Here is a 26,408-nt window from a genome sequence, read left to right as displayed (position 1 = left end):
AGGCAGGGCAGGGCGCCGCGGCGCCCGCCCCACCCGGAGGACTAGCATGACCGACCTGACCGCCCTCGACCAGAGCCCCGAAGCCCAGTTCGGCGACTATGTCGCGCTGCTGAAGCCGCGCGTCATGTCGCTTGTCGTGTTCACGGCGCTGGTCGGGCTGCTGGTGGCGCCGGTGCAGGTGCATCCGCTGGTCGCTTTCACCTCGATCCTGTTCATCGCCTTGGGGGGCGGCGCCTCTGGCGCGCTGAACATGTGGTATGATGCCGATATCGACCGGGTGATGAACCGCACCCGCGGGCGCCCGGTGCCCGCTGGCAAGATCGCCGCCGGGGATGCGCTTGGCCTTGGCCTCGTGCTGTCGGGGATTTCGGTCGTGATGCTGGGGCTGGCGGCGAACTGGTTCGCGGCCGCGTTCCTGGCCTTCACGATCTTCTTCTATGCTGTCGTCTATACGATGTGGCTGAAGCGCTCGACCCCGCAGAACATCGTGATCGGGGGTGCGGCGGGGGCCTTCCCGCCGATGATCGGCTGGGCCGTCGCCACGGGCGGGGTTTCTGCGGAATCGGTGCTGATGTTTGCGCTGATCTTCATGTGGACGCCGCCCCACTTCTGGGCGCTGGCGCTGTTCATGAAGGAAGACTACGCGAATGCTGGCGTGCCGATGCTGACCGTGACCCACGGCCGCAAGGTGACGCGCAATCACATCCTGGCTTATACGCTGGCGCTGGCGCCGGTTGGGCTGGGCCTTGGCTTCACGTCCATTGGCGGGCCGATCTATATGGCGGTGGCGTTGGTGCTGAACGCGGGCTTCATCCGCGGTGCCTGGCGCATCCGCGCGCGCAGCGAAGAGACGGCGATTGCCGATGGCTATGCGGTGGAAAAGGCTTTCTTCCGCTTCTCGCTGGCCTATCTGTTCCTGCATTTCGGGGCCCTGCTGGCGGAAGCCGCGCTGCGCCCCTACGGGCTGGGAGGCTGGTAACATCATGGCATTCGGACGCGATCACGAGCTTCATACCCGCCGCTTCGGGCGCAACCTCGGCCTTGGGCTGGTGCTGGCGGCCTTCGTGGCGCTGGTCTTCGGGCTGACCATCGTCAAGGTCTCGCAGGGCAACCCGATGCAGGCCTATGACCATGCGCCGCGGCCCGAGCTGGTTCAGCCGGAGGTGGGCCAATGATGCCGCGCGATCCCAATGCCCGCATGGCGGTGAAGTTGGCCGGCGTGGCCGTGGTGATGGTGTCGCTGTCCTTTGCGGCGGTGCCCTTCTACGACTGGTTCTGCCGGGTGACGGGCTATGGCGGCACGACCAATGTGGCCGAAACCGCCTCGGACGAGATCCTCGACCGTACCGTCACCATCCGCTTCGATTCGAACGTTGCGCCGGGGATGCCCTGGGAGTTCAAGCCGGTGGAGCGTCAGGTGACGTTGCGCATCGGCGAGACCGGGCTCGCCTTCTACGAGGCCTACAACCCGACCGACCAACCCGTCGCCGGCACCGCCAGCTATAATGTCGCGCCGGATGCGGCGGGGTATTACTTCACCAAGATCCAGTGCTTCTGCTTCGAACAGCAGGTGCTTGCGCCCGGCGAGCGGGTGACGATGCCGGTCAGCTTCTATGTCGATCCGGCGATGGTCACCTCGCGCGATGCCAGCAAGGTCAAGCACATCACGCTGAGCTATACGTTCTACCAAACCGAATTGCCCGAAGAGCAGGCGGCGCTTGCCGCGCCCGTGCCTTCGGCTACAGTCAACTGATCCAAGGCCACGGGGACATCGACATGGCGCACGCCAAGAACCACGACTACCACATCTTGCCGCCGTCGCTCTGGCCGTTCCTGTCGGCGGTCGGCGCCTTCGTGATGCTCTTCGGGGGCGTCCTGTTCATGAAGGGCATGACGCCCTGGATGTTCGTGATCGGCCTCGTGCTGGTGCTGTACACCATGTACGGCTGGTGGGCGGACACGATCACCGAGAACCAGGCAGGGGATCATACGCCGGTTGTGCGGATCGGCCTGCGGTACGGCTTCATCCTGTTCATCATGTCCGAAGTGATGTTCTTCGCCGCATGGTTCTGGTCGTTCTTCAAGCACGCCATGTATCCGATGGCGGAGAACTATCCGGCGACCATGGGCGTCTGGCCGCCTGCGGGGATCGAGGTGTTCGACCCCTGGCACCTGCCGCTGATCAACACGCTGATCCTGCTGTGCTCGGGCATGGCGGCGACCTGGGCGCACCATGCCTTCGTGCATGAGAACAACCGCAAGGACATGATCCAGGGCCTGGCGCTGGCGATTGCTCTGGGTGCGATCTTCACCTTCTTCCAGGCCTATGAATACAGCCACGCGGCCTTTGGCTTTGCCGGCAACATCTATGGCGCGAACTTCTTCATGGCGACCGGCTTCCACGGTTTCCACGTCATCATCGGGACGATCTTCCTGTTCATCTGCATGGTGCGGGCGATGAAGGGCCACTTCACGCAGGAAAGCCATGTCGGCTTCGAGGCGGCGGCCTGGTACTGGCACTTCGTCGATGTGGTCTGGCTGTTCCTGTTCGCGGCGGTCTATATCTGGGGCGCATAAGCCTTTTTCGAACGCCTGCCGAAATTGCAAAGCGCGGGGCCGCAAGGCCGCGCGCTTTGCCCGTGAAGGAGCCCTCCCATGCGCCGCATTGTCTTTCCGCTGATCCTTGGCATTGTCGGGGTGGCGATCCTCGTCAACCTTGGCCTGTGGCAGCTGCGGCGGCTGGAGTGGAAAGAGGCGGCGCTGGCGCAGATCGAGGCGCAGATGGCCGCCGCGCCCGCGCCCCTGCCGGCGCAGGGCGAGACGAGCGAGGGCGGCAAGTATCAGCCCGTGGCGGTGACGGGCCGGACCGTGGGGCCGGAGCTGCATATGCTGACGGGGATGAAGGGCATCGGGCCGGGCTATGAGGTGATCACCGCCTTCGAGACGGCGGAGGGGCGGCGGATCCTGCTGGACCGTGGGTTCCTGCCCGAGGTGGGCAAGGATGCGGCGCGCGCGCCGGTGGAGCTGACCGTGAGCGGCAATCTGCACTGGCCCGAGGAGGCGAGCAGCAACACGCCCGAGCCCGACCTCGGCCGCAACATCTGGTTCGCGCGGGACGTTCCCGCCATGGCCGCGCATCTGGGGGCAGAGCCGGTGCTGGTGGTCGCGCGGGGCGTGACGGGGGATGCGCAGGGCATCATTCCGGTGCCGGTGACGACCGCAGGCATCCCGAATGACCATCTGGGCTATGCTTTGACCTGGTTTTCGCTTGCGGCCGTCTGGGCGGGGATGACAGCGTATCTTCTGTGGCGTATCAGGCAACGAACCATCTGAGAGGCAGGCTTCATGCGCTACATCTCGACCCGGGGGCAGGCCCCGGTGCTTTCCTTTGGCGAGGCGATGCTGACCGGCCTTGCCCGCGACGGTGGCCTTTACGTGCCCGAGACGATCCCGACCATGACCGCTGAGGAAATCGCGGCGCTGGCGGGGCTGCCCTATGAGGAGGTGGCGTTCCGGGTGATGCGGCCCTTCCTGGGCGAGACCTTCAGCGAGGAAGAGTTGCGCCGCGCGATTGCCGCCGCCTATGCAGGCTTCGGCCATGCCGCGCGGGCACCGCTGGTGCAGCTGGCACCGGGGCATTTCCTGTGCGAGCTGTTCCACGGGCCGACGCTGGCCTTCAAGGACTTTGCCATGCAGCTGATCGGCCAGCTGTTCCAGATCGCGCTCGGGCGCGAGGGGCGGCGGGTGACGATCGTTGGCGCGACCTCGGGCGATACCGGGTCGGCGGCGATCGAGGCGTTCCGGGGGCTGCCGAATGTCGATGTGTTCATCCTGTTCCCGCATGGCCGGGTGTCGGATGTGCAGCGCCGGCAGATGACCACGCCGGTGGAGGCCAATGTCCACGCGCTGGCGCTGGACGGCGATTTCGACGATTGCCAGGGTAAGCTGAAGGACATGTTCAACGACTTCGCCTTCCGCGATACGGTGGGGCTGGCCGGTGTGAACTCCATCAACTGGGCGCGGGTGCTGGCGCAGGTGGTCTATTACTTCACCGCTGCCGTCAGCCTTGGCGCGCCGCTGCGGCAGGTGGATTTCACCGTGCCCACGGGGAATTTCGGCGACATCTTCGCGGGCTATATCGCGCGGCAGATGGGCCTGCCGATTGGCAGGCTGGTGGTGGCGACCAATCAGAACGACATCCTGCACCGCTGCCTGACCACGGGCCGGTATGAGATGGACGGGGTGCGCCCGTCGATCAGCCCGTCGATGGATATTCAGGTGTCGTCCAACTTCGAACGCGCGCTGTTCTATGCCTATGGCGGCGATGGCGCGGCGGTGGCGCAGCTGATGGACGAGCTGAAGGCGACCGGCGGCTTCACCGTCAGCCAGGGCGCGCTGCAGCTGCTGCGCGAGACCTTTGCCTCGGGCCGCTGTTCCGAGCCGCAGACGTCGGAGACCATCAAGGCGACGCTGGCGGAAACCGGTGAATTGCTGTGCCCGCATTCGGCGGTTGGGGTTTTCGTGGCGAATGCCCATATCAGGGCCGAGGCGCCGATGGTGACGCTGGCCACCGCGCATCCGGCGAAGTTCCCGGATGCCGTTCAGGCCGCCACCGGCATCCGCCCCGCGTTGCCCCCCCGCATGGCCGACATGTTTGATCGGCCCGAACGGGTGACGCGCGTTCCGAACGATCTTGCCGCGCTCGAAGCGCTGGTCCTTGAAAGGCGTGCCCCTTGACCGTCAGACTCACGACTCTACCCAATGGATTCCGCATCGTCACCGAGGTGATGCCTGCCCTTGCCTCGGCCGCCGTCGGGATCTGGGTCAATGCGGGCGGCCGGCATGAGCGGGCCGAGCAGAACGGCATCGCGCATTTCCTGGAGCATATGGCGTTCAAGGGCACCAAGCGCCGCACTGCGCTGCAGATCGCCGAAGAGATCGAGGATGTGGGGGGCTATATCAACGCCTATACCAGCCGCGAGATGACCGCCTATTACGCCCGTGTGCTGGCCGCCGACGTGCCGCTGGCGCTGGACGTGATTTCCGACATCGTGCTGAATCCGGCCTTCGACCCGAAGGAAATCGAGACAGAGCGCCATGTGATCTTGCAGGAGATCGGGCAGGCGCTGGATACGCCCGACGACATCATCTTCGACTGGCTGCAAGAGGCGGCCTATCCCGATCAGGCGCTTGGCCGCACCATCCTTGGCCCGGCGGAACGCGTCTCGGCCTTCGGCCGCGCTGACTTTGAGCGCTTCGTGTCCGAGCATTACGGGCCGGACCAGATGGTGCTGTCGGCGGCGGGCGCGGTGGACCATGACCTGCTGGTGCGGCTGGCCGAGGATATCTTTGGCCATCTGAAGCCGGTGGGCAACTCGCTGCTGCAACCGGCGCTGTGGCTGGGCTCGGAACGGCGCGAGATCAAGGATCTGGAGCAGGTGCATTTCGCGCTGGCCTTCGAGGCGCCGGGCTACCGCGACGAGGATGTCTATGTCTCGCAGGTCTATGCCACCGCGCTTGGGGGCGGCATGTCGAGCCGGCTGTTCCAGAAGATCCGCGAAGAGCGGGGGCTGTGCTATTCGATCTTCGCGCAGGCCGGGGCTTATGAAGATACCGGGATGATGACGATCTATGCCGGCACCTCGTCGGAAGAGATCGGCGAGCTCTGCGGGCTGACGGTGGATGAGCTGAAGCGCGCCGCCGATGACATGACCGAGGCCGAGGTGGCGCGGGCGCGGGCGCAGATGAAGGCCGGGCTGCTGATGGGGCTGGAAAGCCCGTCGAGCCGGGCGGAGCGGATGGCGCGGATGCTGGCGATCTGGGGCCGGGTGCCGGATGTGGTGGAGGCGGCCGAGAAGATCGACGGTGTCACCCGCGACGCCGTGCGCGGCTTTGCCGGGCGCATGGCCGGGGCAGGGCAGTCGGCGCTGGCGCTGTACGGACCTGTCGACCGCGCTCCGGGGCTGGAGATCTTGCGCGAACGGCTTGCCGCCTGATGCTTTCCCGGCGCCGCAAGGTCCGGATCGACACCGAGCGCATGGTGCTGCGCCTGCCTGCCCATTCCGATTTCCGCGACTGGTCGGGCCTGCGCGCCCAAAGCGCCGCGTTCCTTGCGCCGTGGGAGCCGACCTGGGCCGAGGATCACCTCGGCCGCCGCGCCTTTACCCACCGCGTCTATTGGGCGGCGCGGGCCGAATTGCAGGGCACCGCGCTGCCACTGTTCCTGATCCGGCGCGAGGATGACGCGCTGCTGGGGGCGATCACGCTGGACAATATCCGCCGCGGCCCGGCGCAGTCGGGGACGCTTGGCTATTGGGTCGGCGAGCCCTATGCCCGGCGCGGCTATATGCGCGAGGCGATCCGCGCGGTGGTGCATCACGGCTTCACCCAGCTGGACCTGAGCCGCATCGAGGCGGCTTGCCTGCCCGAGAACATGGCCTCGCGCGGGGTGCTGGAGAAATCGGGCTTCAAGTATGAGGGCGTCGCGCAGAGCTATCTGCAGATCAACGGGCGCTGGCGGAACCATGTGCTCTATTCCAACCTGCGCAGCGACCGGCGCGGGCGCACAGACGTCGGCTGAACGGGCGTTGGCTGACTTGCCGAGCGCGGCCTCGGATGGTTTACCTCAGGCCACAGGAGGACCGACATGCCGCACCCAACCCGCCCTGCACCGCTGAACGCCGCTGATGCCGGTTTTGCCGCGCGGCTGGAGGGACTGCTGCCGCCCGGAACGATCTCGGCCCCCGGGCCCCGCTATCTGGAAGAACCGCGCGGCCGTTGGCGCGGGACGGGGGAGGTGCTGGCCCGGCCGCGCAATACCGCCGAGGTCGCGACGGTGGTGCGCGCCTGCGCCGAGGCGCGGGTGGGGATCGTACCCTTTGGCGGCGGCACCGGACTTGTCGGTGGGCAGGTGATGGAGACCGGCCCCGCGCCGCTGATCCTGTCGCTGGAGCGGATGGCGGCGGTGCGGGCGGTGTTCCCGGCCGAGAATGTGCTGGTGGTGGAGGCGGGCGCGACGCTGGCCGAGGTGCAGGAGGCGGCGCTGGCGGCGGGGCGGATGTTCCCGCTGACGCTGGCCTCGCAGGGCTCGGCGCGGATCGGCGGCAACCTGGCGACCAACGCTGGCGGGGTGAATGTGCTGCGCTATGGCAATATCCGTGACCTCTGTCTGGGCGTGGAGGCGGTGCTGCCCGACGGGTCGGTGCTGAACGGGCTGAAGCGGCTGCGCAAGGACAACAGCGGCTATGACCTGCGCCATCTGCTGATCGGGTCGGAAGGCACGCTGGGGGTGATCACCGCCGCCGCCTTGCGGATGGTGCCGCGCCCTGCGGGGATCGGCACCGCGATGCTGGTGGTGGAGAGCCCCGCCGCGGCGCTGGAGCTGCTGGCGCTGGCCGAGGAACGGCTGGCGGGCTGCGTGTCCGCGTTTGAGCTGATCTCGAAGCAGGGTCTGCTGTTCCTCGATGAAGTGATGCCCGAGGTGCGGCAACCCTTTGCCGGCCGGCCTGAGTGGATGGTGCTGATCGAGCTTGGCCTGCCGCGGGGCCTCGACCCGCAAGAGGCGCTGGAGGAGCTGTTCGTGGCGGCGTCGGAGGCGGGGCTGGTCAGCGACGGCGTCATTGCGCAAAGCGCCGGGCAGCAGGCGGAGCTGTGGCGGCTGCGGGAAAGCCTGCCGGATGCGAACCGGAAGATCGGGGCCGTCAGCTCGCATGACATCTCGGTGCCGCTGTCGGAGATCCCGGGGTTCATCAGCGCGGCAGAGGCGGCGCTGGCGGGGATCGGCAGCTTCCGCATCAACTGCTTTGGCCATGTCGGCGATGGCAACCTGCATTTCAACGTGTTCCCGATGCCGGGCCATGCCCGCGCCGAGCATGACAACCAGCGCGAGGCGATCAAGACCTGCGTGCATGACATTGCGGATGGGCTGGGTGGTTCGGTCAGCGCCGAGCATGGGGTCGGGCGGCTGAAGACAAGCGATATGGAGCGCTATGGCGATCCGGCCAAGCTGGCGGTGCTGCGCGCGATCAAGGCGGCGATCGATCCCCTGGGGATCATGAACCCGGGGGCGTTGCTGGCGGAGCGGGCGTAGGGCCCGGAGAAAGGTGCACCCCGCCGGGGGGAAACGGCGAGGTGCGGTGCTTTGGGTTCACGTGTCGTATGCAAGCAGCCCTGAACCTTCAGGCAGGGCAAGGTGTAGGGCGATTCGGGTTACCCTTCCGTTAGCGATGACTGGAGCGGTTACTGTCCCTCGCCGGCGCGGAGCGCCTTATTTTCCCTCAAACGCGCAGAGCGTGTGGACGTTCATCCCCATCCGGTCCAGCAGTGCATGGCCGCCAAGGTCGGGCAAGTCGACCACGAAGGCGCAGCCCACCACCTCGGCCCCCAGCCGCTCCACCAGCTTGATGCCGGCCGCGCAGGTGCCGCCCGTGGCCAGCAGGTCATCGACGATCAGCACCTTCTCGCCCGGTTGCAGGGCGTCGTCATGGATCTCGACCACCGCCTCGCCATATTCAAGCGTGTAGTGTTCGGCGATGGTCGGGCCGGGCAGCTTGCCCTTCTTGCGGATCGGCACGAAGCCGACCGAGAGCTGATGCGCCACCGCGCCGCCCAGGATGAAACCCCGCGCCTCGAGCCCCACCACCTTGTCGATCCGGCTGCCGGCCCAGGGATGCAGGAGCTGGTCGATCGCCATGCGGAAGCCCCGCGGATCGGCGAAGAGCGTGGTCACGTCGCGGAACAAGATCCCCTCATGCGGGAAATCCACGATGGTGCGGATATGGTCGCGGATGGATTTGGTTTGCATGGGGGGCTCCGGGTGGGATGGGTTATGGCTGAAATTTTGAAGGTCGTACTTCTATAGGGAAGAGTTGTACAGCTTTCTCGCTTGGCTGAGCAGTTTGGATGTGTAAAAGTTGGGGCGCAAGAAATCCTAGGGTGAGCGCTATGGCGATTTTCATTAGCTACAGCCACCAAGACAGTGAGTTTGTCGATACGCTCGCTGCCAATTTGGTTCGCGCGAAGCATCATGTTTGGATGGATCGTTGGGAATTGAATGTTGGCGATTCATTAACTGCCAAAATAGAAGGTATCTTAACAGAATCAAGCGCAATACTCGTTATACTTTCTAAGAGTTCCGTTGAGTCGAATTGGTGCAAAAGAGAACTCACGGCGGGACTTGTTAGGGAGCTCGAGGAGAATAAAACCCTTGTTTTGCCAGTTGTTATTGACGACTGTAAGATACCCATTTTCCTTCGTGATAAGCTATACGCCGACTTCAGGGTAGACCCTGACAAGGCTTTCGACCTCGTAGATCGATCGTTGGCAAGAATATCCAATCCAACCCTGTCCCGATTTGAGGGGCCAGATTTTCATACTGACTACTCGATTGATTGGAAGCGCGCAGGCGATCAAGAGATAGAGGGGAGCTGGATAATTAGGCTAACGTTTGTCGACCACAGCGAGAATTTTCCTTATGTTGTCGTGAGCGAACTCAAGGTATATGAAATCAGCAGCCAAGGGCAGTTTGAGCGCGCCTTGGTGGCCGGGAAGGCTCTAAAGTTTGCCAAGCAGTTGTTAGGCGCAGTGACAGCGGATCTTGAAAGAAATCCGATGACGGGTGTTTTGTCCGATAATTTTCCGCAGCATGTGGTATCGAAGGTTGAGCCTCCGGGACTGGGGAAGTACTTGCTGATCTATAACTATCGGCGGCTTGGTGAAGATAATGGAATGGATACAGTGGTCTACTTGGACAACAACCTTCACGTTGCGTTCAAGCACTTGCAGGCTACGGTGCCGTCCTAGTGGGTAACGCCGTTTGGAGACCGATCTCTCACCCCACCCCATCCAGCCGCTTGCGATAGAGGCCGGGCGCGAGGCCCATGCCGCGGCGGAAGGTGCGCGTGAAATAGGCGGGGTCGTCGAAGCCGAGGGCAAAGCCGACCTCCTGCACCTGCATCCGGGTATAGGCCAGCATCCGGCAGGCCTCGCGCAGGCGGATGGTTTCGAGGAAGCCATGCGCCGACAGGCCGGTCTGCCCGGTGCAGAGCCGGCGCAGCTGGCGTTCCGAGATGGCCAGCGCATGGGCATAGTCGCCAAGGGTCCAGCCCGAGGCCAGCTCGCGCCGGATCAGAGCCTCGAACCGGGCGATGCGCGGGTCGCCGGGGGTGTGGGTGCCGGGCGCATGCGGCGCAAGCTCGGCGAGGGTGCAGCAGAGTGACACGGCCCCGGCCCGCAACCGGAGCCTTCGCAGCGCGCCCGGTCCGTGGTGCAGCGCGGCCAGCTGCGCGAAGGGGGCCTGCATGTCCTCTGGCGCGGGGGCGATGAACGCACGCGCCAGCAAGGGGGCCGTTTCGGCCGGATCGACGAAGAGTTCGGGGAAATCGGCGGCCGGCAGGGTGAGGACATAGCCATCGGTCCCCGCCGAGAAGGCAAAGCCATGCACAACGCCGCGCGGGATGTTCGCCACCGCCGGACAGGCCATGTCTTGCGCTGCCCCGTCTATCGTCAGCCGCGCCCGGCCCGAGCGGATCAGGAACATCTGATGCAGATGGACATGCCGGTGCGGGGCGATGCGCCAGTCCAGCCCGGCGGCGCGGTCCACGATCCGCTCGATATGCAGAAGGTCGGGAAAGGGGCTGTCCTCGCCATAAAGCTGCCAGGCGGGAATGACGTGCGCAGAATCGATCATGGCCGGAAAGTGCCAGAAAAGCTCCGCATCGTCCATTCGCATCCGGGCCGTCAGGGGGCAGGGTCGGGCCGATAGAGGGAGACTATCATGCGCGCACAGGTTGCCATTATCGGGGGCGGCCCATCGGGGCTGCTGTTGTCGCAGCTGCTGAACAAGGCGGGTATCGCGACGGTTGTATTGGAGCGGAAGGGGCGCGAGCATGTGCTGTCGCGCATCCGCGCGGGCGTGCTGGAGACCGGCGCCGCCGATCTACTGCGCGAGGCTGGGGCGGGCACGCGGATGGACCGCGAGGGCGTGCTGCATGACGGCTGCCATCTGTCCTCGAACGGGCGGATGTTCCATGTGGATTTCAAACAGGCTTGCGGGCGGCAGGTCATGGTCTATGGCCAGACCGAGGTGACGCGCGACCTGTATGAGGCGCAGGATGCGATCGGGGCGACGATCCTGCATGACGTCGAGGATGTGGTGCTGCACGATCTGACGGGCACGCCGCATGTCACTTTCATGCGGAACGGCGTTGCCGGCCGGATCGACTGCGATTTCATCGCCGGATGCGACGGGTTCCACGGTGTCAGCCGCAGGGCGATCCCGGAAGACCGGCGGCGGGAGTTCGAGAAAGTCTATCCCTTCGGCTGGCTTGGGATCCTGTCGCGCACCCCGCCGGTGGATGCGGAACTGATCTATGCCAGCCATGATCGCGGCTTTGCGCTTGCCTCGATGCGCAGCGCGGTGCTGTCGCGGCATTATATCCAGGTGCCGCTGACCGACCGGCCCGAGGACTGGACGGATGAGGCGTTCTGGGACGAGTTCCGCCTGCGGCTGCCGCCAGAGGTGGCGGCGCGTCTGGTCACTGGGCCGTCCATCGAGAAATCCATCGCGCCCCTGCGCAGTTTCGTCAGCGAGCCGATGCGCTGGGGCAAGCTGTTCCTATGCGGGGATGCAGCGCATATCGTACCGCCGACGGGGGCGAAGGGGCTGAACCTAGCCGCCTCGGACGTGCATTATCTGGTGGAGGGGTTGCGCGGCTTTTATGCGAACGGGCAGAGCGACGGGGTTGACGCTTACTCGGACCGCGCCTTGGCCCGCGTCTGGCAGGCGATGCGGTTTTCCTGGTCGCTGACGACGATGATGCACCGCTTCCCCGATGCAAGCGCCTATGACCGCCGGATGCAGGACACGGATCTGGCGCAGATCGAACGGTCGGACACGGCGCGCCGGTTGATGGCCGAAAACTACACAGGGCTACCCTATTGAGCTTATGCGCTGGCGGCCGGGGCCGGCTCCGGGAGCCGACAAACTCTGAATGAAGGGGCGCGGCAACAGCCGCGCCCCTGTTTGTCAGCCGCGCCCGCCGAGGGGCATCGAGAGGTTCAGCCACAGTTTCGGGCCGCCGACGGCATTGCGCAGATACACATCGTCGGTGATGTTCAGGTTCGCCTCGACCTTGCCGAACTGCCGCGTCATGCCGATCCCGAGGCCAAGCTGCTCCGCCTTGCCCGACACGGTGCCGCCATAGGAAGTGCCATTGTTGTCATCCGCGGTCAGCTGCTTGCGCCAGTAGCCGACGGGGCCGACGCTCCACCCGCCCATGTCCTTCAGCGCGGTGGCGTTGATCAGGATTTCATCCCCCGACTTGTAGTCGCTCTCGCGGTTCTCGGTGGTGGTGAAGTAGGTCGCATGAACCGAGGCGTTCCAGCCATCCCGCAGGTAGCTGTAGCCGACCGAAGGTGCGAAGGTCCAGAAATCGCCCCCGGAATTGACCGCCTCATCGGGATCGAACTTGCCGGTCGGGGCGAAGATGCTGAGGCCGCTGCTGACGAAGATCCCCGGCTGGATCTGCCAGGACAGGCCGATGGGCGAAATCTCGATATTGCCAAGCGCGAACCTGCTGTCGCTGCCTTGCAGCGGCGGCGGGAACGGGGCCTCGCGGGTCTGGTCGTTCGAGATCAGCGGCAGGGTGATCATCGCCTTGTAGTCGCCGCCGAGGATCTTGATCCCCGGGACCCAGTGGAACTGCAGCGCGGTATCGGCCAGCGTGTTGCTTTGCCCGGCATCGTCGCCATCCCCGTCGGTGAGCTTCGCGTCCCAATAGCCGCTGCGCAGGCTGAAGAAGAGGCCCGGAGGCGGGTTCGCCCCGACGGGAACGCCCATGGTGTTGCCGGGCGGCAAGACTGTCGGCACGCCCGGCTCCCAGGCCAAACCGGCTTGGGCAGAGGCAAGGATGAGGGCGGCGCAGGCCGCAAGGTTTCTGATGGTGAGTGTCATTAGGTAGTCCTCCCTGGAATACATAGAAAAACGGGTGAGTTACGCCGTGACCGGAATTGCGGCCTGGCGGCGGGACTGGCTGAAGCCGAAGACGGCGATGGCGGCGAAGGCCAGCGCGACGAAGCCAAGCGACGAATAGCCAAGCGTCTGGACCAGCACCCCGCCCAGAAGCGGCGCGGTGGCCGACCCCGCCATGATCATCGCCGGGGTCGCGGCATTGGCGCGGCCGGTCGGCTCGATCCGGGCCAGATGGCCGAAGACGAAGGTGTGCGTGAACAGCATCACGAACGAGAAGCAGACGACGCCGACCAGATAGGCCGAGTAGCCGCTGGACCAGACGATCACGCAGGCGACGGCGGCCTGACCGATTGCCCCGCCGACTGCCACGCGCAGCGGGCGCAAGCGGCTTTGCAGCAGCGCGGCAAGGATGTTGGGGGTGGCCGCGACGAAGCCCTGGATGATCAGGGTGCGCTGCACCAGCTCGGGGTCAAAGCCGCGGTCGATCCCCACCCGCTCGGCGAAGGAGAAGATCATCGCCTGCACAAAAGCCATGCACAGGATCCCGAGCATTGCGAACCAGACGGCCCGGTCGAACGGCACCTTGGCCACGGCACGCACCGCGCGGCCAAGTTCGGCGGGGAACAGCGCGAGGTTGATCCCGGCCCCCAGCAGCATGATGCCGCCAAGCACGAGAAACAGCACCTGCGGCCCCTGCGCCGCCACCAGCGGCGGCACCACGGCGAAGAAGGCGATGGCGATGACGCCGAGTGCCATCCCGCCCATTGCGAAGACGCGGTGGGGGTTGGCGGTCCGCGCCATGCTGCCATGCACGGCCGACAGCGACATGCCGGTGAACAGCCCCGCAATCAGATGCGGCGCCGCCAGCCCGGCAAAGCCGGTGGCCCTCGCCATGGCGAAGAAGCATCCCGCGCTGACCGCATATCCCAGCGGCACCAGCCAACGCGCCGGTACCTTGTGGAACAGCGGGGCCAGCAGCAGGCTCGAGATGACGATGCCGCCCAGAAACAGCGTCACCAGCGCCCCGGCCTGTGCGGGCAGCAGCCCATAGCCGCCGATCAGGATGCCGACCCAAAGCGGCAGCACGGGCATGTCGATCATTCCGGCCATATGCCCCGCGACCAGCGCGGCAGAGGCCCCTTTCGTGTTCAAAGCAGTCATTTCTCCTCCCTCGAGAAATTCTCTATTTCTGAAATGTTGGAAACCGGTCGCCGCGCTTCTCCCTCGCGGCGACCGGCTAGGCGTCAGCGGTCAGCGCTGGAGCGTGACAAGGTGGTCGGTGGTGAATTCGTCGATGATCCAATGGCCGTTGAAGCGGCCAAGGCCCGAGTTCTTCTCGCCGCCGAACATCACATGCGGGTAGTCGTGGATGGTGATGTCGTTGATATGCGTCATCCCGGCCTCGATGCGGTTGGCGAAGGCCAGCCCCCGCGCCTCGTTGCCGGTTATGATCGCGCTCGACAGGCCATATTCGGTGTCATTCGCCATACGCAGGGCGTCCTCCTCGTCCCGGGCGCGGATGACCGGGGCCAACGGCCCGAAGATCTCGGTCTGCGCGAAGACCGAGTCGTTGGTGACATCGGCAAAGAGATGCGGCGGCACCACCCGGCCCTGCACCTCGCCCTCGACGCAGGCGCGGAAGCCTGCCTCGCGGGCGGCGGCGATCAGGCCGGTGACGCTGCGAACCTGCGTGTCGTTGCACAGCGGGCCGACCATCACCTCGGGGTCCGACGGATCGCCGAACTTGATGGTCTTGACGGCGCCGGTCAGCGCCTCGACGAAGCCGTCATAAAGCGGGTCGGCCACGATGATCCGGTTGGTGCTCATGCAGATCTGGCCCTGGTGGAAGAAGCGGCCCACCAGCGCGGCCTTGACCGCGATGCCCATGTCGGCATCGTCCAGCACCACCAGCGGGGCGTTGCCACCCAGCTCCAGCCCCAGCCGTTTCAGCCGCGTGGATCCGGCGGCGACCTGCGCGATATGCTGGCCAATGGCGGTCGATCCGGTGAAGCTGATGACGCGCGGCGCGGGATGGGCGCAGAAGGCATCGCCGATGACCGAGCCCGCGCCGATCACCACGTTCAGCAGGCCCGGCGGCAGACCGGCCTCCTCATAGATCTTCGCCAGCAGCAGCCCGCCCGTCACCGGCGTGTCGCTGGCCGGTTTCAGCACCACCGCATTGCCAAGCGCCAGCGCCGGCGCGACGGAACGGTTCGACAGGTGCAGCGGGAAGTTCCAGGGGCTGATGACGCCGATCACCCCGATGGGCTTGCGGTAGACCCGAGCCTCCTTGCCGGGATGGTCCACGGGCATGATCGAGCCGTGCATCAGGTAGGGCATCGAGGCGGCCTCTGCCATGCCCTCGCGCGTCGCCCCGAACTCCACCTCGGCCTTGATGCGGGTGGAGCCGGATTCGCGGATCAGCCAGTCGATGACCTCATCCTTGCGGCGGCCCATGATCTCGCGCGCCCGGCGGAAGACCTCGGCCCGCACGCCGGGAGGCGTTGCGGCCCAGGCCACCTGCGCCGCCTTGGCGGCGGCAAAGGCGCGGTCCAGATCCCGGGTGCCGGCCTGCGTGATCTCGGTCAGCAGGTTATCGTTGAAGGGGTTGGTGTCGCGCAGCACGGTGCCGGCGCTGCCATCGCACCATGCCCCGTCGATATACTGGCCGGTGAAATCGGCGTAGGCCGCGGCACTGGTTGTGGTGTCTTTCATGGGGGACTCCTCCGTTTTATATGGTCGGGCTGCCTGCGATCCGGGTGCGGATCGGCGGGCAGGCTTGCAGGCGGGATCGGCGCTTCGCGCGGGGGCCTGCCAGAGAGGGAGAGCGCCCGCCTCCCGCGGGCGCCCCGGATCAGGCGGCGGCGGGCACCCAGCTGCCATGCAGCGACATGCGCAGGCGCATCGGCAGATGCACCGTGGCGACGGGGCCTTCGTCGATATGCTGGGCATCAAGGATCACCAGATCGGTCTCGCGCTCTACCAGCCGGTTGGCCAGCGCGATCACCCAGCCCTCGCCTTCCGGCGCATCGGCCGATTTCGGCACGAAGACCGGCTCCTGGAAGCAGGTCTGGGCGTCGGCGAACCACGATTTCGCTTTCTGCGTCGCCACGTCGATATGCGACAGCAGGTTGAAGAACTGGAAGGGCGGCGCGCCGAGACGCTCAAAATCGAAGGGCCGCGTCATGTCCATGCCGATGACAAAGCCGTGCCGATACTCGCGCCCCGAATAGCGGTCATCGCTTTTCGGGAACTCGCAGGCGAAATCGGTCAGCGGCACCATGGTCAGGCCATTGCCCGGCCGGTTCATGTCGAAGGTCCAGCGCATCATCCGCGAGGACAGGGTTTCGGGCGGCGGCACAAGGCCATCCGACTGCGGGAAGAAGTAGAAGATATTGCCATCCGTCACCGGCATGTCGACAATGATGCGGCCCTTGCCATCGTCGAAGGCGTTCAGCGTGTGGCCCTGAAAGCCGTTGGGCGCGGTGAACCAGCGCACGTCGCGCCCGTCCCCATCCCGCGGCAGCACGCCAAAGGTCTGCTCCAGCCCCGGCTGCCATTCGAAATGGTTGCCGCCGTTCTTCATCCGCTCCAGATCCGAGGTCAGCGGCATCAGCGGGAAGATCACGTAATTCTCGGTCACCGCGAAGTCATGGATCATCGCGGCATAGGGCCCGCGGATCCAGACCTCGCGCTGTTTGCGCCCGTGCCTGTCGATCTCGTAATAGACGATATCCGGCGTCGCCTCGCCCTTCGCCTCATAGCCAAAGCACAGCAGGGCGCCGGTCTCGGGGTCGAACTTGGGATGGGCGGTGAAGGTCGGGCTGGTCATCTGGCCGTCGAAATCATAGAGCCCGTGGGTCTCCAGCGTGACCGGGTCCATCGCATAGGGCGGGCTGTCTTCCTTCAGTGCCAGCAGCAGGCCGTTGTGCTGCACGACGTTGGTGTTGGCGGTGCCCATATGAACGCCGTCCGCCCGGACATCGTTGGTGAAGGCGTTGCGGTAGAGGCCGAACAGCGACTCGCGCTCGGCCCGCTGCGCCTTCAGCCGGTCGGTCATCACATAGCGGCGCTGGAAATCCACCCGGCCCTTGCCGAAGCGGAAGGCATGAACCGCGCCATCGCCGTTGAAGAAGATGTCATTGCCGCGCATCGGCGGGAATTGCGGATCAGGGGCCACCTGAAAGAACGTGCCGTTCAGGCTTTCGGGCACCTGGCCTTCGACTTCGAGGTCGAAGACGCTGCCTTCGAACCGTGACGGACGATAGAGCGAGCCCGAGAACTCCGGGGTTGCCGGAAAGGGGTGCGTCATCATGTCTCCTCCCATAACGATACCGCTTGGTTTCGTTATGGACCAAATCCGCGAATCGTCAAGTTGACTTTTCGGGGGCCTCCGGTATCGGGGTGGCATGAGAGTTCTGACCGAAGAGAAGCGGGCCGAGATCGTGGCGGCAGCCGGGCGCATGTTCGCCCTGCAGGGCTATGCCGGCACCAGCATGGCGATGATCGCGGCCGAGGCGGGAGCGTCGAAGGCGACGCTCTACCGCTATTTCACGGATAAGGTTCAGATTTTTGCCGATTATGTTGTGGCCCAGGGCGCGGGTCACCGCGACCTTCTGGGGCAGGACTTTCCGCTGACAAGTGATTGCGCCGAAAGCCTCAATGCCCTTGGCCGCTTCTATCTGTCGATCATCCTGTCACCCGGAGTGATCGAAGTGAACCGGCTGGTCGTGGCCGAGGCTGTGCGGTTTCCCGAGCTGCTGGAGATCTATTTCGCCAACGGGCCCAGTCAGGTGATCGAGCTGGTCGAGCGCACGCTGCGCGCCGCCGAAGATCGCGGCTGGCTGCAGCTGGACGACCCCGTCGATGCCGCCTGGACGTTCAAATCCCTCTGCGAGCGCAAGCTGCTGGAGCGCGCGATGTGGGGCTTCAATGACAAGATTGACGAGGCGGTGATCCAGTCGAACCTTGAGACGGCGACCGCGATGTTCCTGACGGTGCATGGGGTCGAGTCGCGCAGGAAATCGCCGCGGCTGCGGTGATCTCGCCCGTCTTGCCAAGGCGCTCTGCGGCCTCGTGCCGGACCCTTCTGTTGCCCGGCACAAGGGGGCGTGGTGCCGCCGTTCAGGCGGGCGCTGCCCCCAGCACCCGTCCCGCCACCGCATCCAGCCGCGCCAGCAGCGCCGGGTCTCGCTTCTCGGGCGCTGTCATGATCGCGTAGTCCAGCGCCCGGTCGCAGCCATGCGGGCAGGGCTCGCGCATCGCCCCCAGCAGCGCGGGCAGGCGCGCGACGAGGTTGCGGGCGTGGTCGGCGTTCTGCCCAAGCGTCTGAATGATCTGGGTAATGTCCACCGCGCCATGGTCCGGATGCCAGCTGTCGTAATCGGTGATCATCGCTACGCTGGCATAGCAAAGCTCTGCCTCGCGGGCGAGTTTCGCCTCGGGCATGTTGGTCATGCCGATCACGTCGCAGCCCCAGGCCCGGTACATCCGGCTTTCGGCGAGGGTGGAGAATTGCGGCCCCTCCATCGCCAGATAGGTGCCGCCGTCATGCATCCGCAGGCCGAGGTCGCGCCCCGCGGCGAGGCAGGCGGCGGACAGCCGCGGGCAGACCGGATGGGCGACGCTGACATGGCCGACGCAGCCGGTGCCGAAGAACGACTTCTCGCGGGCGAAGGTGCGGTCGATGAACTGGTCCACCACCACGAAGTCGCCCGGCGCCATCTCCTCGCGGAACGACCCGCAGGCGGAGACGGAGATGATATCGGTCACCCCCAGCCGCTTCAGCGCGTCGATATTGGCGCGGTAGGGGACGGTCGTGGGGGAATGCACATGGCCGCGCCCGTGCCGGGGCAGGAAGGCCATCGCCACCCCGTCCAGCCGCCCGGTCAGGATCTGGTCAGAGGGCGTGCCCCAGGGGGTTTCCACGCTGACCCACTCGGCGTCCTCCAGCCCCGCGATCTCGTAGAGCCCCGAGCCGCCGATCACCCCGATCACCGTGTCCATGCCTGCCTCCGCTGCTATGCGGCGTGAAAGGTAGGCGGGGCGGGGGACGAGGGGAAGGGCAAAACCAAGGCTGGCCCCGGCCTTGTCGCAGCGGTATCACGGTGCCTCGGCAGCCCCCCGGAGGACAGATGGACAACATGCGCGGCAGCATCCTGATGGTGGCGGCCATGGCCGGGTTCGCCATCGAGGACATGTTCATCAAGGCCGCCTCGAAGGCGCTGCCGGTGGGGCTGATCCTGATCCTGTTCGGGCTTGGCGGGATGATCGGCTTCATTCTGCTGACGCTGCGGCGGGGCGAGCCGCTGTTCCACCCGGCGTTGCTGAGCCGGCCCTTGATCCTGAAGGCGGTGTTCGAGGTGCTGGGGCGGCTTGGCTATACGCTGGCGCTGGCGCTGACGCCGCTCTCCAGCGCCAGCGCGATCCTGCAGGCGACGCCCTTGGTGGTGGTCGCTGGCGCGGCGCTGGTGTTTGGCGAGAAGGTCGGCTGGCGGCGCTGGCTGGCGATCCTCGTGGGCTTCGCCGGGGTGATGGTGATCCTGCGCCCCGGGGCTGCGGGGTTCGAGGCGGCCTCGCTGTTCGCCGTGCTGGGAACGCTTGGCTTCGCGGGGCGCGACCTTGCCACCCGGGCGGCACCGAAGGTGCTGTCGAATGTGCAACTGGGGATCTACGGCTTCCTGATGCTGATCCCGACCGGCGCGGTGATGCTGGCCTTCAGCGGCGGCGCGGTGATGCCGACCGCCACCGACTGGGGATACCTTGCCGGGGCCACGCTGTTCGGGGTGGCGGCCTATTACTGGCTGACCTCGGCGATGCGGATCGGCGATGTCTCGGTCGTGACCCCGTTCCGCTACACGCGGCTGGTGTTCGCCATGATCCTCGGGACGCTGGTTTTTGCAGAACGCCCCGATGCCGCCACGCTGATCGGCAGCGCCATCGTCATCGCCAGCGGGCTCTACACCCTGATGCGGGAGCGGAGCCTCGCGCGGGCGCGGCGGGCGGCGCTCTAACTCTGCCCCGGCCGCGCCAGTTCGAACACCTCGCGCACCACGGCGTAATCCTTGTAGCCGAGGCGGGCGAGCGGCGAGAAGCGGGTCACGTCGAAGCGGCCGTCCACGACGCAATCGTCGCGCATGTGGACGCCCGTCACCTCGCCCAGGATCAGGAAATTCGCCTTGCCGGGCAGCGGCACGATCTGTGTCAGCTTGCATTCCAGCGTGGCCGGCGCATTCGCCACGCGGGGGCAGGGGATCGTCTCGCACTCCGCCTTCTCCACCCCGGCCAACTCGAACTCATCCACCCCCCGCGCCGCGGCGGCAGAGCTGGCGTTCATCGCGTCCCGCGCGGCGAACTCCACGATGTTGACCGCGAACACCCCCGTCTCGCGGATATTCGCCAGCGAATCCTTGGCGGCGGTGGAGGAGAACATCACCTGCGGCGGCACATAGGCCACGGCGTTGAAGAAGGAATAGGGGGCAAGGTTGTCGCCCTCGCTCCCGCGGCTGGAAATCCAGCCAATGGGGCGCGGCGCGATGATGGCGTTGAACGGGTTGTGGGGCAGGCCGTGGCCATCTTCGGGTCGGTAGAACATGCGCGTCCTTTCAGGTTTGAACCCGACCTTAGCCCGTGTTAGGCGCGTTTCCAGTCGATTCCGCGAATGCCGAAGGCCCCGCCCATGTACCAGCTGGAAGAAGAGACAGAGGCCGACTGGTGGGATGTGGAGGCGCTTTATGACCTGTGCTTCGCCCCCGGCCGTACGGCACTGTCTTCCTACCGGCTGCGCGATGGGGTGCCCAAGGTGGCAGAGCTGTGCCTGACCCTGCGCGATGATACCGGCGCGCTGGCGGCGGTGATCCGCTACTGGCCGGTGCGGGTGGGCGGGGCGCGGACGCTGCTGATGGGGCCGGTCGCGGTTCACCCGGTGCATCAGGGCGAGGGGCTGGGGGCGCTGCTGATCCATGAAAGCCTGACCGAGGCGCGGCGGCTGGGATGGGGCCGGGTGCTGCTGGTCGGGGACGCGCCCTATTACCGGCGCTTCGGCTTTGCCAAGATGCCGGACGTGCTGATGCCTCCCCCCACCAACCCCGACCGGGTGCTGGGGCTGGAGCTGGATGTGGGCGCCTGGGACGGGGTGGCGGGCGAGGTGACGCGCGACATGCCTGACGAGGCTCTGGCGCCCTGACCTGTGGCCTCCCATATTGAGAGCTTGCCCCCGGAGGATGCCATGACCGATACCGACATTTCCCAGACCAGCCTGATGCCGCTGACCGATCCGTCGGTCGTGGCCGCGCTGGACGCATTGGCCCTGCGCCACAAGGCGGCCAGCGGCGTCGGGATGCAGCTGCTGAGCTTCGTCGGCGGCAATGCCGAGAACCTGCTGGAGCGTCTGCCCGACCGGGTGAAGGACCGGCTGGAGGCGGCGACGCGGTCGGCGCTGGAAACCGCCTTTACCGCCGCCGCCCGCTCGCGCGGCGTGGTCTCGGACCGGCCCGACTGGCTCAACACCGTGCTGACCACCGCGATGGGGGCGGCGGGCGGCGCGGGCGGGCTGGCGACCTCGCTTGCCGAGCTGCCGGTGACGACGACGGTGCTGCTGCGCGCGATTCAGGGCATCGCCGCCGAGCATGGCTTCGATCCGGCCGATGAGGAGACGCGGATCGACTGCATCCGGGTGCTGGCCGCCGCCGGACCGATGACCAAGGATGACGGCGCCGATCTGGGCTTTCTGGCGGCACGGGTCACGATCACCGGCCCCAGTCTGCACGCTGTGATCGCGCGCGTCGCGCCGCGGCTGTCGCTGGTGATGGGGCAGAAGCTGGCGGCGCAGGCGGCCCCGGTGCTGGGGGCGGTCGCGGGGGCGGCGGTCAACTATGCCTTCACCAGCTATTATCAGGAAATGGCCCGGGTGCAGTTCGGCCTGCGCCGTCTGGCCGAGGACCGCGCCCTGCCGCGTGAGGCGCTGACCGAGGCGCTGCGGGCGCGGATCATTGCCAAGGGCTAGTGCCGTCGGGTCAGGGTAGGAACCCTGCGCGGGGCCTGTTCGTTGTCGGGGCATAATCCCAAACACAGGAGACCCCAGATGCAGGACATTTCCGGCAAGCGCGTCGCCATCCTGGCCACCAACGGCTTTGAACAATCCGAACTCGAAGTGCCGCTTGAAAAGCTGCGCGCTGCGGGTGCCGATGTTCATGTCGTCTCGCTGAAATCCGGCGAGATCAGGGGCTGGGACGGCAATGACTGGGGCCGTGCGGTTCCAGTGGACAAGGTGCTGTCCGAGGTGAGCGCCAGCGACTATGACGCGCTGGTGCTGCCCGGCGGGCAGATCAACCCCGACCTGTTGCGCGTCGAGGCTTCGGCCATCAACTTCATCAAGGCCTTCTGGACCGACAAGAAGGTGATCGCCGCGATCTGCCACGCGCCGTGGCTGCTGATCGAGGCGGGGATCATCTCGGGCCGCAAGGTCACCTCCTATGCGTCGATCAAGACCGACGTGGTGAACGCGGGCGGGCTGTGGGAAGACTCCGAGGTCGTCACCGATCAGGGGCTGGTGACCAGCCGCAAGCCGGATGATCTGGAGGCGTTCTGCGCCAAGGTTGCCGAGGAGATCGCCGAAGGCCGCCACGAGAAGCGCGCGGCCTGAGGCAGCCTGAAGATCAAGAAAGCCGGGGCGGCGATGCCCCGGCTTTTTCATGTCTTGTCAAAGGTTTGCGACCCGAATCTCACATCGGCTGCCGCGCCAGCCATTCCATCACCGCAGGCCGCACCGTCAATGCGCCGGCCTCGCGGGCGTCGTCGATCACGGCGCGCAGCTCTGCCAGATTAACCCGCCGGATCAGGTGCTTGACCGGACCAATTGATGCAGGGCGCATCGACAGCGTCCGCAGGCCCATTGCCACAAGGCACAGCGCCTCGATCGGGCGGCCGGCATCCTCGCCGCAGAAGGACAGCGGCGTATTGGTCTCGGCGCAGCGATCCGCAATGCGGCCGATGAAGTCCAGAAAGCTGACATCGAGCGTGTCATAGCGCCGGCGGACACGTTCATTCTCACGGTCCGCCGCGAAGAAGAACTGCTTGAGGTCATTGCCGCCGATCGACACGAAATCCGTCAGCTCGAAGAACGACCGCGGCGCGAAGGCGAGGCTGGGGGTCTCCAGCATCGCGCCGATCTCGGTGCTGGTCGGCAGCACATGGCCGGCGCGGCGCTCGCGCTCGATCTCGTTCAGAAGCGCCCGGCGGGCGGCCTCGAACTCGCTCATCTGCGCGACAAAGGGGAACATCACCGACAGGGGCCGCCCCGCCGCGGCGCGGATCAGCGCCTGCAGCTGCATCCGCATCACCCCGGGCTTGTCGAGCCCCACCCGGATCGCGCGCCACCCCATCGCTGGGTTAGGCTCATCCTGCGGCTTCATGTAGGGCAGCACCTTGTCGGACCCGATGTCGAGCGTGCGGAACACCACGCGCTTGCCCTTGGCCGAATCCAGCACGCGGGAATAGAGCGCCGCCAGCTCGCCCCGCCGCGGCACCCGGCTGCGCAGCAGGAATTGCAGCTCGGTGCGGAACAGGCCCACGCCCTCGGCCCCCGACCCGGCCAGCGAGGGCAGGTCGGCCATCAGCCCGGCATTCATGTGCAGCGCGACGCGGGTGCCGCAGGCGGCAGTCGCCGGCAGCTCGCGCAGGCTGGCATAGCGCGACTGCGCCTCGGCCTGCATGGCGATCTTGTCGCGGAAGGCGCTTGCCACCGTGTCTTCGGGCCGCAGATGCACCACGCCCTGATCGCCATCGACAAGGATCGCGTCGCCGTTCAGCGCCTCGGTGGTGATGCGCTCGGCATGGATGACCAGCGGGATCGCCAGCGCGCGGGCGACCACGGCGGCATGGCTGCCGACCGAACCCTCCTCCAGCACGACGCCCTTCAGCTTGCGGCCATATTCCAGCAGTTCCGCCGGGCCGATATTGCGCGCGACCAGCACCGGGTTCTCCGGCATCGCGGCGCCGGTATCGCGGCCCTGCCCGGTGAGGATGCGCAGCAGGCGGTTCGACAGGTCATCAAGGTCGTGCAGACGCTCGCGCAGATAGGGGTCGGGCACCTGGCCCATGCGGGCGCGGGTGGTGGATTGCTCCTTTTCCACCGCCGCCTCGGCCGACAGCCCGCGCTGGATGTCTTCCTCCATCCGCCGCAGCCAGCCGCGGGAATTGGCGAACATGCGGTAGGTTTCCAGTACCTGCTGGTGATCCTTGTCGACGATCTCGCTGCCCGACATCATCGCATCGACCGACAGGCGCAGCTCTTCGACGGCCGCATTCAGGCGCTTGAGCTCCTTCTTGGGATCGTCGCCCACCGGATTGGCCACCACCACCCGCGGCTCGTGCAGCCAGACCCGCCCCTCGGCCGATCCCTCCTGCCCGGTCAGGCCGCGGATCATCACCGGCTGCTGATGCAGCGCCGACAGCGCCTCGCCCTCGCCGATGAAGGCGCCAAGTTCGGTCATCTCGGCCAGAACCATGGCGACGACTTCCAGCGCATAGACCTCGTCATCCGAATACTGCCGCGCGTGCTTGGACTGCACCACCAGCACGCCGAGGCGTTCGCCAAGGCGCTGGATCGGCACGCCGAGGAAGGCGGAATAGATTTCCTCGCCCGTTTCCGGCATGAAGCGGAAGCCGCGTTCGGCCGGCGCGTTGCCGGTGTTGATCGGGGTCGAGGTCTTGGCGACGCGGCCGACAAGGCCCTCGCCAAGCCGCATCCGGGTCTGGTGGACGGCCTCGGGGTTCAGGCCTTCCGTCGCGCACAGCTCCAGCGTGGTCTCGTCGCGGAACAGGTAGATCGAGCACACTTCGGTGCGCATCGAATCCGCGATCATATGGGTGATGCGGTCAAGCCTCTCTTGCCCCTTGGCGGGGGTGGCGAGCGTGTCGCGCAGCCGTCGCAGCAATTTGCGGCTTTCGCTTTCCGAGCGTTCGGGCATGACTAGCGTGCAGTCCCCCGTGCAAGGCCCGTTCTCAGGCCGATTTTTCCAGTTCGAAGGCATCATGGAGCGCCTGAACCGCGAGTTCCATGTATTTCCGGTCGATCAACACCGAAATCTTGATCTCCGACGTGGCGATCACCTTGATGTTGATGTTTTCGGCGGCCAGCGCCTTGAACATGGTCGCCGCGACACCGGCATGGGACCGCATCCCGATGCCCACGACCGAAACTTTGGCGACATCGGTATCCACCGCCAGATCGTCATAGTTGATGATGCCGGAGGCGCGGGCATCTTCCATCGCCTTGCGGGCGCGGGGGATCTGGTTGACCGGGCAAGAGAAGGTCATGTCGGTGACAGCCCCCGGGTGGTCGTCGTAATCGCGCTCCGAGATGTTCTGCACGATCATGTCCACGTTCACCCCGGCCTCGGCCAGCGGGCCGAAGATCGCCGCGGCGATGCCGGGGCGGTCCTCGATGGTGACGAGGGTCATTTTGGCTTCGTCGCGCGAATAGGCGACGCCGGAGACGACTTTCGATTCCATGATTTCTTCCTCGTCGCAGACGATGGTGCCGGAGGTTTCGTCGGTATCTTCAAAGCTGGACAGCACGCGCAGCCGCACCTTGTAGCGCATGGCGAGTTCCACAGACCGGGTCTGCAGCACCTTGGCGCCAAGGCTGGCAAGTTCCAGCATTTCCTCGAACGCGATCTTGTCGAGCTTGCGCGCCTTGGAGCTGATGCGCGGGTCGGTGGTGTAGATGCCGTCGACATCGGTGTAGATGTCGCAGCGCTCTGCCCCGAAGGCAGCGGCGAAGGCGACGGCGGTGGTGTCGGACCCGCCCCGGCCAAGCGTGGTGATCCGGCCCTCGGGCGAGACGCCCTGGAAGCCCGCGACCACGGCGACCTTGAAGCCCTCGGCGAATTTCGCGTCGATATTATCGCGCGGGATATCCACGAAGCGGGCGGCGGAATGGGCGGAGGTGGTCTGGATCGGCACTTGCCAGCCCTGCCAGCTGCGCGCAGGCACGTCCATTTCCTGCAAGGTCAGCGCCATCAGCCCGGCAGTCACATTCTCGCCCGAGGACACCACGGCATCATATTCGCGCGCGTCGAACATCGGCGAGGTCTGCTCGACCCAGCCCACCAGCTCATTGGTCTTGCCCGACATGGCCGAGACGATGACGATCACGTCATAGCCACGTTCCACCTCGCGCTGCACCTTGAGGGCGGCGTTCTTGATGCGCGCCAGATCCCCGACCGAGGTGCCGCCGAATTTCATCACCAGAAGCGGCATGAAAGCCCCTCTCCCCGAGCCCGTCAAAATCGCCCGCTTCTTATGCGGGGCAGGGGCGCCATGCAAGGGGAATGGGGCCAAGGCCCGCGGTGGGGTGCGGCGCGATGGCTGACACCGGCGCGTCGCAATCGGGGTATAGAGACGGAGGACGCAGGGCGCGCGAAGGAATGAAGAG

The 26,408-nt window shown here is 66.1% G+C and carries 26 protein-coding genes; 16 read left to right on the top strand and 10 right to left on the bottom strand.

The genetic code is table 11. From position 1 onward, the window contains the following. Nucleotides 1-46 precede the first annotated feature (46 nt). The 9 genes from cyoE (at nucleotide 47) to Q8S30_RS00500 (ending at nucleotide 8,089) form a co-directional block, all read left to right on the top strand. Entirely contained in the window at nucleotides 47-979 is a 933-nt protein-coding gene (gene cyoE, locus Q8S30_RS00540) for a heme o synthase (protein WP_305664097.1), read from the top strand. Nucleotides 980-983: 4 nt separating this feature from the next. Then, entirely contained in the window at nucleotides 984-1,175 is a 192-nt protein-coding gene (locus Q8S30_RS00535) for a hypothetical protein (protein ID WP_305664096.1), read from the top strand. Next, entirely contained in the window at nucleotides 1,175-1,753 is a 579-nt protein-coding gene (locus Q8S30_RS00530; RefSeq protein WP_305664095.1) for a cytochrome c oxidase assembly protein, read from the top strand. Before Q8S30_RS00535 ends, Q8S30_RS00530 begins: the two co-directional genes overlap by 1 nt. A gap of 23 nt (nucleotides 1,754-1,776) precedes the next feature. Next, a complete protein-coding gene (locus tag Q8S30_RS00525) occupies nucleotides 1,777-2,577 on the top strand; it encodes a cytochrome c oxidase subunit 3 (protein WP_305664094.1) in 801 nt (266 codons plus the stop codon). A gap of 78 nt (nucleotides 2,578-2,655) precedes the next feature. Continuing rightward, nucleotides 2,656-3,333, top strand: a complete 678-nt coding sequence (locus Q8S30_RS00520; RefSeq protein WP_305664093.1) for an SURF1 family protein — start codon at nucleotides 2,656-2,658, stop codon at nucleotides 3,331-3,333. A gap of 12 nt (nucleotides 3,334-3,345) precedes the next feature. Next, nucleotides 3,346-4,737 carry a threonine synthase gene (gene thrC / locus Q8S30_RS00515; RefSeq protein ID WP_305664092.1) on the top strand — a complete coding sequence of 464 codons (1,392 nt, stop codon included), beginning with the start codon at nucleotides 3,346-3,348 and terminating at the stop codon, nucleotides 4,735-4,737. Continuing rightward, the gene (locus tag Q8S30_RS00510) at nucleotides 4,734-5,996 is read left to right on the top strand and encodes a pitrilysin family protein (RefSeq protein WP_305664091.1); all 1,263 of its coding nucleotides are present in this window, start codon (nucleotides 4,734-4,736) and stop codon (nucleotides 5,994-5,996) included. Before thrC ends, Q8S30_RS00510 begins: the two co-directional genes overlap by 4 nt. Further along, nucleotides 5,996-6,580 (top strand): GNAT family N-acetyltransferase, encoded by a 585-nt coding sequence (locus tag Q8S30_RS00505; RefSeq protein WP_305664090.1) that lies wholly within the window; start codon nucleotides 5,996-5,998, stop codon nucleotides 6,578-6,580. Before Q8S30_RS00510 ends, Q8S30_RS00505 begins: the two co-directional genes overlap by 1 nt. A 66-nt stretch (nucleotides 6,581-6,646) precedes the next feature. Continuing rightward, a complete protein-coding gene (locus tag Q8S30_RS00500) occupies nucleotides 6,647-8,089 on the top strand; it encodes an FAD-binding oxidoreductase (protein WP_305664089.1) in 1,443 nt (480 codons plus the stop codon). Nucleotides 8,090-8,266: 177 nt separating this feature from the next. On the opposite strand, the gene Q8S30_RS00495 is transcribed toward Q8S30_RS00500, so the two are convergent. Further along, a complete protein-coding gene (locus Q8S30_RS00495; RefSeq protein WP_305664088.1) occupies nucleotides 8,267-8,803 on the bottom strand; it encodes an adenine phosphoribosyltransferase in 537 nt (178 codons plus the stop codon). A 140-nt stretch (nucleotides 8,804-8,943) separates the two neighbouring features. Between Q8S30_RS00495 and Q8S30_RS00490 the strand changes: the two genes are divergently transcribed. Then, complete coding sequence (locus Q8S30_RS00490; protein WP_305664087.1) at nucleotides 8,944-9,801, top strand: toll/interleukin-1 receptor domain-containing protein; 858 nt, start codon at nucleotides 8,944-8,946, stop codon at nucleotides 9,799-9,801. Nucleotides 9,802-9,829: 28 nt separating this feature from the next. Here the strand turns inward: Q8S30_RS00490 and Q8S30_RS00485 are convergent, their stop codons facing one another. Beyond that, complete coding sequence (locus tag Q8S30_RS00485) at nucleotides 9,830-10,687, bottom strand: helix-turn-helix domain-containing protein (RefSeq protein WP_305664086.1); 858 nt, start codon at nucleotides 10,685-10,687, stop codon at nucleotides 9,830-9,832. A gap of 87 nt (nucleotides 10,688-10,774) precedes the next feature. Between Q8S30_RS00485 and pobA the strand changes: the two genes are divergently transcribed. Then, on the top strand, nucleotides 10,775-11,941 hold the full coding sequence (pobA, locus tag Q8S30_RS00480) for a 4-hydroxybenzoate 3-monooxygenase (RefSeq protein ID WP_305664085.1): 1,167 nt from the start codon (nucleotides 10,775-10,777) through the stop codon (nucleotides 11,939-11,941). Nucleotides 11,942-12,025: 84 nt separating this feature from the next. Here the strand turns inward: pobA and Q8S30_RS00475 are convergent, their stop codons facing one another. The 4 genes from Q8S30_RS00475 to Q8S30_RS00460 all read right to left on the bottom strand — a co-directional run bounded on the left by Q8S30_RS00475 (nucleotide 12,026) and on the right by Q8S30_RS00460 (nucleotide 17,282). Next, entirely contained in the window at nucleotides 12,026-12,952 is a 927-nt protein-coding gene (locus tag Q8S30_RS00475; protein ID WP_305664084.1) for a transporter, read from the bottom strand. Nucleotides 12,953-12,991: 39 nt separating this feature from the next. Further along, nucleotides 12,992-14,131: an MFS transporter gene (locus Q8S30_RS00470; RefSeq protein ID WP_305664083.1), complete on the bottom strand. Its 1,140-nt coding sequence runs from the start codon at nucleotides 14,129-14,131 to the stop codon at nucleotides 12,992-12,994. 90 nt (nucleotides 14,132-14,221) lie between these two features. Next, a complete protein-coding gene (locus Q8S30_RS00465; protein ID WP_305664082.1) occupies nucleotides 14,222-15,685 on the bottom strand; it encodes an aldehyde dehydrogenase family protein in 1,464 nt (487 codons plus the stop codon). Nucleotides 15,686-15,824: 139 nt separating this feature from the next. Further along, nucleotides 15,825-17,282: a carotenoid oxygenase family protein gene (locus Q8S30_RS00460; RefSeq protein ID WP_305664081.1), complete on the bottom strand. Its 1,458-nt coding sequence runs from the start codon at nucleotides 17,280-17,282 to the stop codon at nucleotides 15,825-15,827. 97 nt (nucleotides 17,283-17,379) lie between these two features. On the opposite strand from Q8S30_RS00460, the gene Q8S30_RS00455 reads away from it, so the two are divergent. Continuing rightward, complete coding sequence (locus Q8S30_RS00455; RefSeq protein WP_305664080.1) at nucleotides 17,380-18,012, top strand: TetR/AcrR family transcriptional regulator; 633 nt, start codon at nucleotides 17,380-17,382, stop codon at nucleotides 18,010-18,012. An 82-nt stretch (nucleotides 18,013-18,094) separates the two neighbouring features. On the opposite strand, the gene Q8S30_RS00450 is transcribed toward Q8S30_RS00455, so the two are convergent. Further along, nucleotides 18,095-18,976, bottom strand: a complete 882-nt coding sequence (locus tag Q8S30_RS00450; protein WP_305664079.1) for an S-methyl-5'-thioadenosine phosphorylase — start codon at nucleotides 18,974-18,976, stop codon at nucleotides 18,095-18,097. A gap of 128 nt (nucleotides 18,977-19,104) precedes the next feature. Here Q8S30_RS00450 and Q8S30_RS00445 point away from each other — a divergent pair, with 128 nt between their 5' ends. Next, nucleotides 19,105-19,983 (top strand): DMT family transporter, encoded by an 879-nt coding sequence (locus Q8S30_RS00445; protein ID WP_305664078.1) that lies wholly within the window; start codon nucleotides 19,105-19,107, stop codon nucleotides 19,981-19,983. Here Q8S30_RS00445 and Q8S30_RS00440 read toward each other — a convergent pair. Continuing rightward, complete coding sequence (locus tag Q8S30_RS00440; protein WP_305664077.1) at nucleotides 19,980-20,564, bottom strand: flavin reductase family protein; 585 nt, start codon at nucleotides 20,562-20,564, stop codon at nucleotides 19,980-19,982. The two genes, Q8S30_RS00445 and Q8S30_RS00440, sit on opposite strands and share 4 nt — an antisense overlap. Before the next feature lie 84 nt (nucleotides 20,565-20,648). Here Q8S30_RS00440 and Q8S30_RS00435 point away from each other — a divergent pair, with 84 nt between their 5' ends. From Q8S30_RS00435 to Q8S30_RS00425, 3 genes are all read left to right on the top strand, one after another. Then, the gene (locus Q8S30_RS00435; RefSeq protein ID WP_305664076.1) at nucleotides 20,649-21,155 is read left to right on the top strand and encodes a GNAT family N-acetyltransferase; all 507 of its coding nucleotides are present in this window, start codon (nucleotides 20,649-20,651) and stop codon (nucleotides 21,153-21,155) included. Nucleotides 21,156-21,197: 42 nt separating this feature from the next. Beyond that, nucleotides 21,198-21,974 (top strand): EcsC family protein, encoded by a 777-nt coding sequence (locus Q8S30_RS00430; RefSeq protein WP_371135404.1) that lies wholly within the window; start codon nucleotides 21,198-21,200, stop codon nucleotides 21,972-21,974. A 78-nt stretch (nucleotides 21,975-22,052) separates the two neighbouring features. Beyond that, complete coding sequence (locus tag Q8S30_RS00425) at nucleotides 22,053-22,613, top strand: type 1 glutamine amidotransferase domain-containing protein (protein ID WP_305664075.1); 561 nt, start codon at nucleotides 22,053-22,055, stop codon at nucleotides 22,611-22,613. 79 nt (nucleotides 22,614-22,692) lie between these two features. Here Q8S30_RS00425 and ptsP read toward each other — a convergent pair whose 3' ends face one another. Further along, nucleotides 22,693-24,939 (bottom strand): phosphoenolpyruvate--protein phosphotransferase, encoded by a 2,247-nt coding sequence (gene ptsP / locus Q8S30_RS00420; RefSeq protein ID WP_305664074.1) that lies wholly within the window; start codon nucleotides 24,937-24,939, stop codon nucleotides 22,693-22,695. A 34-nt stretch (nucleotides 24,940-24,973) separates the two neighbouring features. Beyond that, nucleotides 24,974-26,233: an aspartate kinase gene (locus Q8S30_RS00415; protein ID WP_305664073.1), complete on the bottom strand. Its 1,260-nt coding sequence runs from the start codon at nucleotides 26,231-26,233 to the stop codon at nucleotides 24,974-24,976. Nucleotides 26,234-26,408 lie beyond the last annotated feature (175 nt).

This window comes from Frigidibacter sp. (assembly GCF_030695035.1).
Lineage (GTDB): Bacteria > Pseudomonadota > Alphaproteobacteria > Rhodobacterales > Rhodobacteraceae > Frigidibacter.
Note: the sequence above shows the minus strand (reverse complement) of the source record. Positions and strands in the feature narration are given on the sequence as shown.

Excerpts from the sequence above, each read along its gene's own strand:
- Q8S30_RS00470 (WP_305664083.1), bottom strand. The coding sequence starts at position 14,131 with ATGACTGCTTTGAACACGAAAGGGGCCTCTGCCGCGCTGGTCGCGGGG.
- Q8S30_RS00490 (WP_305664087.1), top strand. The coding sequence starts at position 8,944 with ATGGCGATTTTCATTAGCTACAGCCACCAAGACAGTGAGTTTGTCGAT.
- Q8S30_RS00535 (WP_305664096.1), top strand. The coding sequence starts at position 984 with ATGGCATTCGGACGCGATCACGAGCTTCATACCCGCCGCTTCGGGCGC.
- Q8S30_RS00525 (WP_305664094.1), top strand. The coding sequence starts at position 1,777 with ATGGCGCACGCCAAGAACCACGACTACCACATCTTGCCGCCGTCGCTC.
- Q8S30_RS00450 (WP_305664079.1), bottom strand. The coding sequence starts at position 18,976 with ATGGACACGGTGATCGGGGTGATCGGCGGCTCGGGGCTCTACGAGATC.
- Q8S30_RS00425 (WP_305664075.1), top strand. The coding sequence starts at position 22,053 with ATGCAGGACATTTCCGGCAAGCGCGTCGCCATCCTGGCCACCAACGGC.
- Q8S30_RS00440 (WP_305664077.1), bottom strand. The coding sequence starts at position 20,564 with ATGTTCTACCGACCCGAAGATGGCCACGGCCTGCCCCACAACCCGTTC.
- Q8S30_RS00500 (WP_305664089.1), top strand. The coding sequence starts at position 6,647 with ATGCCGCACCCAACCCGCCCTGCACCGCTGAACGCCGCTGATGCCGGT.
- Q8S30_RS00415 (WP_305664073.1), bottom strand. The coding sequence starts at position 26,233 with ATGCCGCTTCTGGTGATGAAATTCGGCGGCACCTCGGTCGGGGATCTG.
- Q8S30_RS00435 (WP_305664076.1), top strand. The coding sequence starts at position 20,649 with ATGTACCAGCTGGAAGAAGAGACAGAGGCCGACTGGTGGGATGTGGAG.
- Q8S30_RS00520 (WP_305664093.1), top strand. The coding sequence starts at position 2,656 with ATGCGCCGCATTGTCTTTCCGCTGATCCTTGGCATTGTCGGGGTGGCG.
- pobA (WP_305664085.1), top strand. The coding sequence starts at position 10,775 with ATGCGCGCACAGGTTGCCATTATCGGGGGCGGCCCATCGGGGCTGCTG.
- Q8S30_RS00485 (WP_305664086.1), bottom strand. The coding sequence starts at position 10,687 with ATGATCGATTCTGCGCACGTCATTCCCGCCTGGCAGCTTTATGGCGAG.
- Q8S30_RS00495 (WP_305664088.1), bottom strand. The coding sequence starts at position 8,803 with ATGCAAACCAAATCCATCCGCGACCATATCCGCACCATCGTGGATTTC.
- Q8S30_RS00505 (WP_305664090.1), top strand. The coding sequence starts at position 5,996 with ATGCTTTCCCGGCGCCGCAAGGTCCGGATCGACACCGAGCGCATGGTG.
- thrC (WP_305664092.1), top strand. The coding sequence starts at position 3,346 with ATGCGCTACATCTCGACCCGGGGGCAGGCCCCGGTGCTTTCCTTTGGC.
- Q8S30_RS00455 (WP_305664080.1), top strand. The coding sequence starts at position 17,380 with ATGAGAGTTCTGACCGAAGAGAAGCGGGCCGAGATCGTGGCGGCAGCC.
- Q8S30_RS00475 (WP_305664084.1), bottom strand. The coding sequence starts at position 12,952 with ATGACACTCACCATCAGAAACCTTGCGGCCTGCGCCGCCCTCATCCTT.
- Q8S30_RS00465 (WP_305664082.1), bottom strand. The coding sequence starts at position 15,685 with ATGAAAGACACCACAACCAGTGCCGCGGCCTACGCCGATTTCACCGGC.
- cyoE (WP_305664097.1), top strand. The coding sequence starts at position 47 with ATGACCGACCTGACCGCCCTCGACCAGAGCCCCGAAGCCCAGTTCGGC.
- Q8S30_RS00530 (WP_305664095.1), top strand. The coding sequence starts at position 1,175 with ATGCCGCGCGATCCCAATGCCCGCATGGCGGTGAAGTTGGCCGGCGTG.
- Q8S30_RS00445 (WP_305664078.1), top strand. The coding sequence starts at position 19,105 with ATGGACAACATGCGCGGCAGCATCCTGATGGTGGCGGCCATGGCCGGG.
- Q8S30_RS00430 (WP_371135404.1), top strand. The coding sequence starts at position 21,198 with ATGACCGATACCGACATTTCCCAGACCAGCCTGATGCCGCTGACCGAT.
- ptsP (WP_305664074.1), bottom strand. The coding sequence starts at position 24,939 with ATGCCCGAACGCTCGGAAAGCGAAAGCCGCAAATTGCTGCGACGGCTG.
- Q8S30_RS00460 (WP_305664081.1), bottom strand. The coding sequence starts at position 17,282 with ATGACGCACCCCTTTCCGGCAACCCCGGAGTTCTCGGGCTCGCTCTAT.